At 29.0% G+C, this 12,921-nt stretch carries 12 protein-coding genes; 1 reads left to right on the plus strand and 11 read right to left on the minus strand.

What is annotated here, in order from left to right:
• Nucleotides 1–6: 6 nt before the first annotated feature.
• From AABL81_RS09710 to AABL81_RS09760, 11 genes are all read right to left on the minus strand, one after another.
• Nucleotides 7–1,284 carry an O-antigen ligase family protein gene (locus tag AABL81_RS09710; protein WP_341340914.1) on the minus strand — a complete coding sequence of 426 codons (1,278 nt, stop codon included), beginning with the start codon at nucleotides 1,282–1,284 and terminating at the stop codon, nucleotides 7–9.
• Nucleotides 1,281–2,507, minus strand: coding sequence for an O-antigen ligase family protein (locus tag AABL81_RS09715; RefSeq protein ID WP_341340915.1), 1,227 nt, complete (start codon nucleotides 2,505–2,507; stop codon nucleotides 1,281–1,283). The genes AABL81_RS09710 and AABL81_RS09715 overlap by 4 nt, the downstream gene beginning before the upstream one ends.
• A complete protein-coding gene (locus tag AABL81_RS09720; protein WP_158209790.1) occupies nucleotides 2,497–3,633 on the minus strand; it encodes a glycosyltransferase family 4 protein in 1,137 nt (378 codons plus the stop codon). Before AABL81_RS09720 ends, AABL81_RS09715 begins: the two co-directional genes overlap by 11 nt.
• A 134-nt stretch (nucleotides 3,634–3,767) precedes the next feature.
• Nucleotides 3,768–4,724: a glycosyltransferase family 2 protein gene (locus AABL81_RS09725; protein ID WP_158209789.1), complete on the minus strand. Its 957-nt coding sequence runs from the start codon at nucleotides 4,722–4,724 to the stop codon at nucleotides 3,768–3,770.
• Nucleotides 4,721–5,983 (minus strand): oligosaccharide flippase family protein, encoded by a 1,263-nt coding sequence (locus AABL81_RS09730; protein WP_158209788.1) that lies wholly within the window; start codon nucleotides 5,981–5,983, stop codon nucleotides 4,721–4,723. Before AABL81_RS09730 ends, AABL81_RS09725 begins: the two co-directional genes overlap by 4 nt.
• Nucleotides 5,984–6,000: 17 nt before the next feature.
• On the minus strand, nucleotides 6,001–6,768 hold the full coding sequence (gene rfbD / locus AABL81_RS09735; protein WP_158209787.1) for a dTDP-4-dehydrorhamnose reductase: 768 nt from the start codon (nucleotides 6,766–6,768) through the stop codon (nucleotides 6,001–6,003).
• On the minus strand, nucleotides 6,756–7,313 hold the full coding sequence (gene rfbC / locus AABL81_RS09740; RefSeq protein WP_341340916.1) for a dTDP-4-dehydrorhamnose 3,5-epimerase: 558 nt from the start codon (nucleotides 7,311–7,313) through the stop codon (nucleotides 6,756–6,758). The genes rfbD and rfbC overlap by 13 nt, the downstream gene beginning before the upstream one ends.
• Before the next feature lie 15 nt (nucleotides 7,314–7,328).
• Entirely contained in the window at nucleotides 7,329–8,303 is a 975-nt protein-coding gene (locus tag AABL81_RS09745; protein WP_341340917.1) for a hypothetical protein, read from the minus strand.
• Between the two features lie 8 nt (nucleotides 8,304–8,311).
• A complete protein-coding gene (locus AABL81_RS09750; protein ID WP_158209784.1) occupies nucleotides 8,312–9,988 on the minus strand; it encodes a DUF6909 family protein in 1,677 nt (558 codons plus the stop codon).
• 35 nt (nucleotides 9,989–10,023) lie between these two features.
• Entirely contained in the window at nucleotides 10,024–11,511 is a 1,488-nt protein-coding gene (locus tag AABL81_RS09755) for a GH3 auxin-responsive promoter family protein (protein WP_341340918.1), read from the minus strand.
• Nucleotides 11,512–11,517: 6 nt separating this feature from the next.
• Nucleotides 11,518–12,399 (minus strand): murein hydrolase activator EnvC family protein, encoded by an 882-nt coding sequence (locus AABL81_RS09760; protein WP_158209782.1) that lies wholly within the window; start codon nucleotides 12,397–12,399, stop codon nucleotides 11,518–11,520.
• A 191-nt stretch (nucleotides 12,400–12,590) separates the two neighbouring features.
• Here AABL81_RS09760 and AABL81_RS09765 point away from each other — a divergent pair, with 191 nt between their 5' ends.
• Nucleotides 12,591–12,806 (plus strand): Sec-independent protein translocase subunit TatA/TatB, encoded by a 216-nt coding sequence (locus AABL81_RS09765; protein ID WP_090404658.1) that lies wholly within the window; start codon nucleotides 12,591–12,593, stop codon nucleotides 12,804–12,806.
• Nucleotides 12,807–12,921: the final 115 nt, after the last annotated feature.

The following is a 12,921-nucleotide window of genomic DNA, read 5'->3' on the forward strand; positions in this document are numbered from 1 at the left end:
ATATAATCAAACTTTATACTCTTTTATTTTGAGTTTATTTTCAAAATAAAATAAATTCAAAAAGAGCGCTACAAATATTATATAGGTATTTAAATATAATATTGAATCAAAAATACAAGCAATCAGAACAATACCATTTAGTAAAAAAGATATTGTATTTTTAGCTCTAAAAGAATATTTAAATTGAACAAAAATAAAGTGCAGAAATAATAGTAACCCCAAAATACCATACTCTAAAAAGAATACTAAATATTGATTATGTGACCCATATTTAGACTTAAATGCATAAACTAAATCATTCTCTGCATAAGCTTGTAATACAATAGTATCTTCACTCCCTGAGCCAAACCCTAAAATAGGTCTTTCTAACCCCTTATTAAAAAGAGCTTTCCATCTTGAGATTCGGCTATCATTTGAATAAATTCCATCATATGACGTCCCTTTATTTTCAGTTAATTCCCAAACTAAATGAGAGGAAAATCTTTCATAGATATAAGTCTTTCTAATAGTAAAAAATAAGCCAACACTTAATATCATCAATCCAACAATCGCGAATAAAATACGTAACCTACCTTTTCTATTATTTAAATTATTTTTGATTAATCTACAGAAACAAAATAAAAGATACAAAGCAAAAACCAAAAATGGTGTTCTTGAATTCAAAAACACTAAACAAAGAAATAAAATAAGAAAGAAAATATATCTAAACTTATGTAAAATAAAATCAAGAAACTCATTAATTATAATAATGCTGAATACTAAATATAATCCTAATAGTGTAGGGTGAAATTTTAAAAGGTGAGCAAACTCGTGGTATGTGAAAAAATATCCCAATAAATCTGTTTCTATAACAAACCTTCCTTTGTATAGATAGTATTTTATAAAATTATTTCCCAATAAGATTAAACTACTTACAACACAGCCAAAAACAAAAAAACGAAAAGCTACTTTTTTTATTTTAGTCAATAAATCTATATTGACAAAGCTCAACAATAAAGGAAGTATTAAGTAAGAAGAATAGTTTTCAAAATATTTAATCCCTCTACTAAAATCTATTGTATAAAATAATCCAATAGCTAACAATAATACTATAACTGCTGTTGTATTTAAGAAAAGGCTTCTTATTTTATGTACTGATACTTCTTTATATAATTTTAATTTAATTATATACCATACCATCGAAATAATAAAAAGTATTATTCCTATGTTAGCTAATTTTGTACTAATTGGCATTAAAAAACAAAAAAAAGCCGTTGCGATTAAAACTATTTTCTTCTCTATCATTTTACTTCTACATACATAAGTGAGAAAACAAAACCTATAAAAATTCCTGCAATCCCTGAATTCAATATATGTCCTGATAAACAGGACAAAATTAGCAATAGAAAAATCATAATCATAGATAATTTTGAAAAAGGGTGGCTCACTTCATTTCTAATCTTAGCAAGGTTAACCAACATATAACCAACATATAGACTCAATAAAACTATTCCTGATATCCCATATATAAAAAAAACATCCAGAAAATCTATTTCAACGTATCTTCCTGCTAAAGTTTCATATCTTGAAGCTCCTACTCCAAATAAACAGTCTATTAAATCATAATTTTCATTGTAAATGACTAACATTTCTTTGAAATAAGTATTACGACTTGATAAAATAAATGTGTACACATCTAATTTCTTCCAATAATAAGAATACCGTTCAATTATAGAAGATTTTTGAATGAAATAAATAGCTATTGATACTAATATGGTGAAAATAGATGTAAACAGAAACAAGACTTTCCTCTGTTTTTTTTCTTTAATGGAAAAAAAATCAGAAGTTAAAAAAATCATTAAAAAGACTAATATTACACCTGCGATTCCTGTTTTAGAACTAATCAATAACCCTAAACAAAAACTAACAATCGCATATATTAAAAATCCTCTTAAACTTCTTTTTATAATTAAACTGTAATATCCTAAAAAGCCTGAAAGTACCAAAAGCAAGGCAGATATTTCATTTCCTGCTATAAAATAGCCACGTGATCCTATATTTTCAACCCTATACATTGGATATCCAAATCCTACTAATTTTGAAATAAGATTAAAAGCTAAAATAAAAAAAGATGTTTTTATCCAAAAAACAAAATAAGGTAGAACTTTATTATTAGTGGTTGTAAACACTATTCTGAAATAAAAAAAAGATATAGGAAGAATTAAAAATTTAATAGTTTTAATCATATCATAAACTATCCTATCTATTGAAATAAGTCCTTGGATAATTTTGATAATTGAGGGAACCATTAATACACAAAAAGCCCAAAAGATTACTCTAAAATATTTGGGATACGAAATGATTCTCAAGCTACATAAACAAATTATAATAATTTTATAGAATTGGCCAATAGAGAAAAAAGTAGAAATATTATTTTCAAACATAAATCCATTTAACATATCTGTTAGCAAAATAGGTACTAACAGTATAAAAACCAACTGATCTATATTTTTTACTTTAATTGTCATTCCCTATTCCTCCCACTAATTTTAATAGGTTTAACTCTCTACTTCCAACCTTTTCAACTGCTATAGATTCCATACTAAGACGAGCATTACTAATTATTTCATTAAAATATAACTCATCTTCACAGACTTCACAGATTCTTTTTGCGAGTCTTTCTAAATCATTATCTAATAATCCTGTATGATTATCAGATATAAACTCAGGAATACAAGTCTTATTAGTACTAATAACAAGTAGTTTAGCAGCCAAAGCCTCACACATACTTACCCCCTGCGTATCTAATTTTGATAACGCATTATAAATACCATAATTCCTAAATACACTATTCATTTTTTCACGAGGAATAAATTCATTAATAATTCGAACACGAGAACTTAATCTTAGATCAATAATTAATTTATTTAATTTATCTTTTAGATAACCTTGCCCATAAATGTCTAAAGTAAAAATATCTGGTAAATAAGTCATTAATCTAATGCAATCATCCACAGGGTAACTATCATTTAGCGGCCTAATACACAGTATTTTAAACCTATTCATATAAGCTTCATTTGTATTAAACATACTGGTATCAATGCCATTTGGAACAACTTTAATCCTATCTGCCTTTAGTTTATATATTTTTTCTAATTGCTCTGATAACCAAACTGAAGGAGCCATTACAATATCTCTCTGGCTACTTTGCATACTTTTCAAAAATCTCCATACAAAATATCTCTTCCACGTATTTGTGTATAAATACTTAAAGACTCCTTTAAAAGTAAATTTGAAATCAAAAAAATATTTTGGATAAATAAGCCCATCTGAGCCATGAAAATACAAAGCTGTTGGATATTTTTTCTTCCTTATTTCATTATAAATACTAAACCCTCCTGATTTTGTAGGATACTGATTTAATAAATGTAAATAGAGTACATCAAATTTATCTAAATAAGGAATAATATTTTTTGAAACATCTTCAACAACATTAACTCCTTGATATTCATAATTAAATGTTTTATTTGAAGGAACAAATACAGTTACATTAATTCCTTTAGAAACAAAATACAATGCTCTAACGTGAACAAACATATGATTATAAGGCTGATTCTCTTTGGGATATCTTGAAGTAATAATAGCTAAATTCATTCTAACTCTTAATAATTGAATTATTTTTTTTTCATTTCTGATTTTCGTATTTCAGCTATTATTATATAACAACTAAAGAAAAAATATCATTTGTATCTATCGTACATAAAACAAAATGGCAACTAAAATTCCCATTACTTCTTTAAAATTTCCAAGACTCGATTTGCATAAAAAGGAGAAATAAACAAGAAAATTCTTAATATTAAATTTAATGATTTTGAATTAAATATTGAACGTCTATACTCTCTATGTAGCCTTCTAAATTTACATACTTCTTTATTGATATTTTTATTATTTACTCCATATCCTTTTATTATTCTAGCAGCTCCAATAAAACTATAGAAAAAAGTTTTTTCTACTTGAAAGATTCTTTTATTATCTATATAAAAAACTTCCAAATCATTAACAAGTCCTAATACGTCTATTACATTTTGAACCTTAGGAGGAGAGGTCATTGTTGAATTTTCTCGAATTATATAATTATAAAAAAATGATGTATCATTTGCAACTTTTCCAGCTTTTAAATAAGATTCTATTACAAAAGAAACATCCTCATATTTTCTACTTTTAAAAAAAAGTTCGTTTTGAATAAGAAACTCTCTTCTGTATATCTTATTCCAAACAACAACTTCTAAAACATCAACTGAATTTAAATACTCCTTACCGTTTAAATATACATTATTGTCTTGTATTCCCTTTTTTTTCTTATTTTTCTCATGTACATAATATGGACAATTTATAACATCTAAGGTTTCAGAATCCATTCTTTTCACAATTTTAGAAAGCACTTGTACATTTTCATCAGTTAAATAATCATCAACATCAATAAATAATATGTACTTACCACAAGCTACTTTTATTCCATCATTTCGACAGGGCCCTTGTCCTCTATTTTTATCATTTAATAAAAGAGTAACTCTATTTTCTTCATAAGAATTGTTAAGTAACGATACTGTACCATCCGTTGAAAAATCATCAATTATAATAATTTCTATTGAAATATTTTCTTGTAAAAAAATTGACTCAATGCATTTATTTAAATAATTTTCTCCATTAAAAACTGGAATTATTATAGATAAATCAATACTCATACTAAAAGTTTTACGTGTTTTTTATAATTATAATAAGAAACTAAAAATAACCCTACCTCAAGAAATACTCTAAGTAAAATTGTACCATATAATCCGAACTTCGGAACAATAATATAACTACAACCAATTGTTATTAAAGCAAATAAAAAATGAATATATAGAAATATTTTATCTTTTTTCATATTTAATAATCCTTGATATGAGTATAGATTATTCAAACAAGCAAACAAAGGAAGAATTGCAAAAATCCTAAATGGAGTTACAGCAGATAAATAGTCTTCTCCAAAAAGAATCCTTATTATTAGTTTAGCAAAGATTATTGATATTAAAATAACAATAACATTTAATATCAATATAAACTTACTTGCTTGTTTAATTTTAAGTTTAAAGGCATTAGTGTCTTGATTAATTATTTTTGCCATATACGGAAAAAAAGCTTGACTGAAAGGCACTAATAATAGTGTTTGAATAGTAATTACTAATTTAAATGCTGTTGAATAAATTCCTAAATCTTCATCACTCACATAATCTTTCATTATCATAAAAGAAAATGAAGCAAAAACTGCAACTAATAACGTAGATACAAAAACTGCAAATCCTTCTTTATAGCGAGTAAAAACTTCTTGAAAAGTAACAGTTACAAATTTGATATTATACTTTGTAAATACTAAAGTAAAGGCTAAAAAACTTGCTATTATTTGAGATATAGACTGAAATAAATTATACAACCAATAGTCACTTTTTTCTTTCAAGAAAAGTACTATACTTGCTAATACAATAATTTTTATTATAAAGTTTAAAATTGATATAAATGCTATTTTTTCTATTCCTTGATAAAACCAAATAGGAAAAAAAACAAATCCTAAATTAATCAAATATGTAGAAAACAGAACTCCTTTCATTTGGCTTAAATACGGATCACTAAACACTAAATAATAAAAAATAATCGAAGACATTAATAATAGTAAAACTTTACAAATGATCACTTGACTAAATATTTTATTCAACTCTTTATTATCATTCTTTACTACAGCTATATCTCTCGTTGCTGTGTAATTAAATCCAAAGTCAACCAAAATTGTGAAGTAAAACACAAAAGTTCTTGCATACTCTAACTTACCGTAATTATCAACACCTACAATTCGACTTACATATGGAATTAACAATAATGGAATAGCATAATTTGCTATTTGAATCAATGTTAGCGATGTTAAATTTTTACCTAAATCACTTCCAAATATTTTTTTATATAAATTCAAAAAAATCATCTAATTTTCTATTTCAATACACTATACTTCGGCCTTTTTGCTTTTGAAGCAAATTCATCAGATCCAATAGCCTTCACTTCAACTTTCATTCCTGCCTCTTCAAATATAGAAACAGCAAAATCATACCATGAACACACTTTTTTTCCACTGTAATGATAAACTCCAAACTTCTCTTTATCGTGTATTAAATGCATTAAAAATCGGCTTAATTCAACTGCATCTGTAGGACAACCTACCTGATCGTTTACTACACTTAATTCATTTCTCGTTTCTCCTAAACGCAACATTGTCTTCTTAAAGTTATTTCCAAAATCAGAATAAACCCAAGAAGTACGTACAATATAATATTGTTGCAACATAGCCTTTATATAGTCTTCTCCTTTCAATTTAGAAGCACCATATACATTTATAGGATTTGGCTTATCTTCTATTGTATAAGGAGATCTTTTATTGCCATCAAACACAAAATCTGTTGAAATTTGAATTAATACAACCTTGTTCTCTTTGCATACTTGAGCTAAACATTTTACTCCTTCTGCATTAACCAAATAAGCTTTTTCTTTTTCTTCTTCTGCCTTATCAACAGCAGTATAGGCTGCTAAATTAATACAATAATCAGGCTTCATTTTACTGAAAACCTCCTGACATTGAGATAAACTTGTGATATCAAGCATAGAAGAGTCATAAAAAAGAAAATCAATCTCAAAATATTCATTTGAAATTGATTTTAAAGCTTGTCCAACTTGACCGTTTGATCCTGTTATTAATACTCGCATATCGGTAGTGACTCTTTTAATGTAGGTAATTCAATGTCTTTTTCAGACAAAATAAGTTGCTCTGATTGTACTTCCCAATCAATAGCTAAATCCGTATCATTATAAATAATTCCTCCTTCAGCTTCTTTCTTATAATAATTATCACATTTATATGTAAAAATGGCTGTCTCACTTAAAACAATAAATCCATGTGCAAAACCACGAGGAACAAACAATTGTTGGTGATTCTCACTTGTCAGTTTTGTTTTAAATGATTGTCTAAATGTTGGCGAATTGGGTCTTAGATCAACAACAACATCCAAAATAGTTCCTTGAATAACGTGAACTAACTTTGCTTGTTGATACTCTCCTCTTTGATAATGTAATCCTCTCAACACATTCTTTGAAGAAAAAGACTGATTATCTTGAACAAACTGAACAGATAAACCAGTTGCTTGATTAAATTTCTCTTGATTAAAAGACTCAAAAAAATAACCACGCTCATCTTTAAAAACTGCTGGTTCAATCAAAAAACAACCTTTTAATTCTGTTTCAACAACTTTCATCTCTATCTATTAAAATCAATTAACTTGTTTACTATAACGGCGATAAAATCCTATAAGTCCGTTTACTATTATAAAAGCAAAAACAAATAAAATACCACTTCTTACAATACTTTTTTTCATAGAAGGTTCCTTCGCTAAAGAATCTTCTAAAGAAATATCTATAGTATTGTTATCTATTGCTTGCTCTGAACTATAAACTTTAAAAAGAGCTTGTTGACCTTCTAAAATACTTAATTCAACTTTACCTAACTCTTTAATCAACTTATCTTTTCCAAGAAGTATTTCAACAACAACGTTATTTTCTTCAATTTTCACTCCTTTTGAAAAAACATTATTGCTTTGTACTATAGACTTTTCAAGCTCTATTTGTCTTAATTCAAGGTTTTTTAAAGCAAGTTGTTTGCGATTCTTTATAAAATCTATTTCCTCTATCTCTTGTTGTAATTCTTTTAAAAACATTTCAAAATCAAACCCTTCTAACGCAACAACTGTCAACGTATGATAATGAAAATTTTTATCTACCATTTCTTGAGCAAATAGCTCTTCAGTAGTACCATATTTCGAGCTTAAAAGCGACAATAATGATGTATTACCTTTCAAGTCAGAAAGGTTTTCAATACCCTTCAATTGAATATTAATCAATCCTTTCTTAACAAGTAAAGTATCAGCACTATAGTTGCTTAATATTTTTTTAATGTAGTCATAAGAACCATAATTTAAGACAACAACTGTTTCTGACTGTATTAACTTCTCATTCCCATTTAGATTACTTACTAATGCTAAACTTTCTTCACTTTTAGTCTTAGATTTATATAGATATCCAATACCACCACCTACTATAAAAGCAAGGAGTAGAAATAGTATATTCTTCTTTAAGTACTGAACTAAATGATTCAATAGTTTACCTATTGAATCCCCTATAGAGTTAAAAAAATTAGACAGATCATTCAAATCAATCTCGTCAAAATTATCGTTCTTATGATTACTCATTTTTAAAATTATGAATTAAAAATCTGTTCTAAAATCTTGATCGTAATTAAATACGTTGGTTTTACACCTGTTGTACCTAATCCTCCTGAAGCTAATGTACTTCCTGTTTCTAATGGATTATCAGAAGCATAATAAGCATAACGAACTTTTACATTTGGATTAATACTTTTTCTAATTTTAGAAGCAGATTGAATCGCTTTTTGGTAGTGTGCTCCTTCCATTTCAAGACCAATTACTCCCCAAGTAGAATCGTGGAAAAACTTCAATAAGTCTTTATTTTGAAGTGAAGTACCTAAAACAGTTACCATTGTACCACCAAATACAGGGATATCGTCGTTTTTAAACATATCTACTGTCAATTCATTATCAAAAGGATAGTTATCTCCAGTTCCTTCATTAATATGAGCAAATGGAATCATAATATCTCCTTTTCCTCCTACTAAAATACCTGCTTTTCCCATAATAGAAACAGACTCTACATTGATCAATGTAGTCTTTTGGTAAGGTTTTAAAAGCTCATCAATTGTTTCGTAAGCTTGTTCTCCAAAAGCATAATCCATTACAATAATTACAGGATATTCTCCTTCAATTTTTGCCGTTGAGAAGTTCGTGTTTTTCAAGTTTATTTTAGCCGTGTCAAAAATCTGAACATCGATATTAGTTCCCGACTCATCTCTTAAGAAAGTCATTCCTTCGCGCTCAGCTCTTTCACCTACTAAGTTTCTTAATTCTTTGTTTTCAGGTTTACTCAACTCTTCGTAGATCTCTAATTCAGACCCTACTTCTACTTGTCCTTTCATTACTGAAGGAGCAAAAATTGAGTTCATTACACTGTGCATATTAGCACTAATAATGTGAATTGGTCTTCCTAATAATCCTTTTTTCTCTAAAACATTCTTGATACGATCAGACCACATTTCACCATAAATATGGTGCCCTAATCTTTCTCTCAACAATGGGCTAAACGTAATTGTACGTTTATCGTTATCAATATCCTCTTCAATAGCTAATTTTCCTAACCAGTAAATAACATCTAAGAATCTATCTGGGTTTTCAGGAATTGCAAATTTTTCATAGATATCAAGTACCTCTGAAAAAGAACGTCCTAAAACATTAGACAAGTGAGACATAATGATCTCTTTCTCTTCTAACTCTAATGTTTCTGTTTTCTTAGCAGCAATTTCAATCTTTTTCCAGTCACGTGTAACTTTTCCTTCTTCACCGATTAAAACGCGGTTTTTAATTTTATGTGACTCAATAAAAATAAAAGTCAAGTGCGTTAAAACATCATAAATATCAGATCTACCTCTTGTGATCTCAATATTCATTTGTTCAGCGTCAATTCTATAACAATTTCTTCTTCTCTTTGGAGGAACCAAAGCAGTGAAGTGAGAGAATGAATATCCCTCATCAGACGTTAAATTAATATATCTACATTCTTCTATTCCAATTGGCAAACGCTCAATAACATATAAAAGTCCATTTAACTCAACTTTTTCCTCTGCAATTGTTCCATAAATCTCAGGGCGTAGCTCTAATAAAGCTTCTCTTAACGTATCTCCCGAAACTCCCATTGGTTTATAAAATCCTCTATTAAACAAGTGACGCATTGTAATATACATACGCTCTACCGCCGCTGACGATACTTGTGCTCTCGTTCTCGAAATATTCTTAATCTCTTTCATAAACTTTCTCCTTTTTACGTCTATTAATTTACTCTCTATTCTAAATCTAATTTATCAGCAATGTTTCTATCATTGCTTAATCTTGGCAACTTATTTTGCCCTCCAAGTTTTCCAATACTCTTCATATAATCTTGGAAACCTCCTGTTTTAACAGAGCTTATCACTAATGTTCGAAGTACTTTTCCTACAATCAAATCATCGTAATAAACATTCTGTTTTCTCAATGCTTGGTCAATCTTCAAGGCAAAAGCCTCCATATCTTTTGGCTTATTACCAAATTCAATAAGCCACTCGTGGTAAGGCAAGCCTTCAGATGGTGTTGTTTGAGGTGCAACTGTAAATTCATTTACTTCAACATCTGTTCCTTCCATTGCTTCTTGAATTGCTGTTTCAACTTCCTTGCCAATTACGTGCTCTCCAAAAGCAGAAGTGTAGTGTTTGATTCTACCTGATACAACTATTCTGTAAGGGTTTAAGTTAACAAATCGCACCGTATCACCAATATTATACCCCCAAAGACCCGCATTTGTTGAAAGTATTAAAACGTAATTTACGCCTAACTCCACCTCTCCAATTGTGTATCTCTTAGGATTGTCAGTATAAAACTCATCTGCTTTTATAAACTCGTAAAAAATCCCTGCATTTAGTAATAATAACAATCCCTCTTCTTTCTGAGAATCTTGATATGCAAAGAAACCTTCAGAGGCCGGAAATAACTCAATAGAAGGCACCCTTCTACCGATTAACTGTTCAAACTTTGCTCTATAAGGCTCAAAATTTACTCCTCCGTAAATAAACAAATTGAAGTTTTTAAAGATTTCCCCAACTGGTTTATTCTTTTTCTCCTTCAACTTTTCAAAGTACATCTGAACCCAACTTGGAATTCCAGAAATAACAGACATATCTTCATCCATTGTTTCTTTGACAACAGCATCTACCTTAGTTTCCCAATCTTCAATACAGTTTGTTTCCCAACTTGGCAATCTATTTTTCTGTAAATAAGCCGGTACATAGTGAGCTACAATACCAGACAATCTACCTAATTTAATACCGTTTTTCTCGTCTAAAATAGGACTCCCTTGTAAGAAAATCATCTTTCCATCAACAAAATCTGCTTTACCTGTTTCGTGTATATAAGCTAAAATTGCATTTCTTGCCGCTTCAATATGATAAGGCATTGATTCTTTTGTAAGCGGAATATACTTTGCTCCAGAAGTAGTACCTGAAGTTTTAGCAAAGTAAATTGGTAATCCTTGCCAAAGCACATTACTCTCTCCTGCTACAACGCGGTCAATATAATTTCTCAATGCCTCGTAATCGCGAACAGGAACTTGCTTAGCAAAATCTTTAAAATCTTTAATTTGACTAAAATTATGATCTTTCCCAAAAGCTGTATCTTTAGCTTGAGCGATTAAAGATTCGAACACTCTTTGTTGAGTTTCAATTGGGTTACTCGCCCATTTTTGTGTTTTTTTATGTATGATTGAAGCAAATAACTTTGCTGCAAATGACTTTAATGACATACTCTTTTATTCAAAATCTATAAAAATTGAACTGTCTAAAGGATAAGAATCCTTCCACAATTCAAAGTGAAAATATTTAACCGTTGTATTTTGGCTATTATCATCATAATTACCATCATATAGTCCGAGTACCTCACCAGAACTAACATACTCATATTCTGATTTAGTCAAAGTTGTTAGGTGTTTATACACCGATATCAACCCTTCCTCGTGTAAAACGATAATTGTATAACCATCTTTAATTGTCCAATCTACAAATAGTACAGACCCCTTAGCAATTGCCTTAACTGGTGTATTTTTTGGTGCTCTAAAATCAACTCCAAAATGATAAGCACCAGGATCGTATTTCTTAATTACCTCTCCGTTAATTGGACTAAAAAGTATCTGACTAACTTTGGGTTTAGCTTCAGTAAAAATGTTATACTTATCCTCTAAGCGAACCATTTCTCTTAACTCCAAATCCCTTGCTCCTGGTTCTTTATGCTCAATCTGATTGATAGGTATCTGAGCCATCCTTAGAGAGTCGATACTTTCTCTTGTAATATCTACCTCTCCTAAAAGTGCCTTTTTAATTGCCGCTAAGTATAATTGATTTCGCCTTGATTCATTTTCTAACGAATCAACTTTTAAAGCAAGCTCTACTGCTTGTTGCTTTAATCCAGAAGAAGAATAACCTGGAATATATTCTTTCAATGGTGTTAAAACCAGAAGTAAAACTGTAGAAAGAATAAATAGAAAAACTAATGTTGTACTCGCACCAAAAACGTTCAAAAGATTTAGCTTAAAAGAGCGAACATCTTCAAAAGTCTTGTCATTAACGATAACAATTCGGTATTTACTAAGAAGTCTCTTTTTCCACTTTTTTTGATTTAGCCCCTTTCCTGACATTGGTACACATTTTTCTACACAAATATAATAATTATAAATCTCAGCGTTGCCTCCTTTTACTTAATATACCGAAAATAAGCGATTTTTCGCAAAACTAAAAACGTTAAAAGTTAAATAAAACTTATCTTTAAGAAAGGGATTGTAAATTTCTTATTATATTTGTCGCTATATAATGTTTCAAACAGATTATTATGAACTCATTGCACATATTTTTAGGAGTAGTTGGACCATGGCAGATCGCAATCGTCGTAGCATTAGTCTTATTGTTATTCGGAGGTAAAAAGATCCCTGAATTAATGAGAGGTTTAGGTAGTGGAATTAAAGAATTCAAAGACGCTACTAAAGACGAAAATGCTCAACAAGTTTCTAAAAAAGAAAACACTCAAGAAGAGAAAAAATCAGAATAAGCAAATTCTGAAATCAAAATATTTATATGCGCTAAATAGATATAATCGTCTATTTAGCGCTTTTTTATGCTTCAATATTTCAAAAAAGCACAAAAAAAGTACCTATTCAGACAAT

Origin of the sequence: Myroides sp. C1519 (assembly GCF_038039755.1) — a bacterium.
Lineage (GTDB): Bacteria > Bacteroidota > Bacteroidia > Flavobacteriales > Flavobacteriaceae > Flavobacterium > Flavobacterium phaeum_A.

Bases quoted from the DNA above. Each gene is read 5' to 3' on its own strand.
- AABL81_RS09710 (WP_341340914.1), bottom strand. From the start codon at position 1,284: ATGATAGAGAAGAAAATAGTTTTAATCGCAACGGCTTTTTTTTGTTTT.
- AABL81_RS09715 (WP_341340915.1), bottom strand. From the start codon at position 2,507: ATGACAATTAAAGTAAAAAATATAGATCAGTTGGTTTTTATACTGTTA.
- AABL81_RS09720 (WP_158209790.1), bottom strand. From the start codon at position 3,633: ATGAATTTAGCTATTATTACTTCAAGATATCCCAAAGAGAATCAGCCT.
- AABL81_RS09725 (WP_158209789.1), bottom strand. From the start codon at position 4,724: ATGAGTATTGATTTATCTATAATAATTCCAGTTTTTAATGGAGAAAAT.
- rfbD (WP_158209787.1), bottom strand. From the start codon at position 6,768: ATGCGAGTATTAATAACAGGATCAAACGGTCAAGTTGGACAAGCTTTA.
- rfbC (WP_341340916.1), bottom strand. From the start codon at position 7,313: ATGAAAGTTGTTGAAACAGAATTAAAAGGTTGTTTTTTGATTGAACCA.
- AABL81_RS09745 (WP_341340917.1), bottom strand. From the start codon at position 8,303: ATGAGTAATCATAAGAACGATAATTTTGACGAGATTGATTTGAATGAT.
- AABL81_RS09750 (WP_158209784.1), bottom strand. From the start codon at position 9,988: ATGAAAGAGATTAAGAATATTTCGAGAACGAGAGCACAAGTATCGTCA.
- AABL81_RS09755 (WP_341340918.1), bottom strand. From the start codon at position 11,511: ATGTCATTAAAGTCATTTGCAGCAAAGTTATTTGCTTCAATCATACAT.
- AABL81_RS09760 (WP_158209782.1), bottom strand. From the start codon at position 12,399: ATGTCAGGAAAGGGGCTAAATCAAAAAAAGTGGAAAAAGAGACTTCTT.
- AABL81_RS09765 (WP_090404658.1), top strand. From the start codon at position 12,591: ATGAACTCATTGCACATATTTTTAGGAGTAGTTGGACCATGGCAGATC.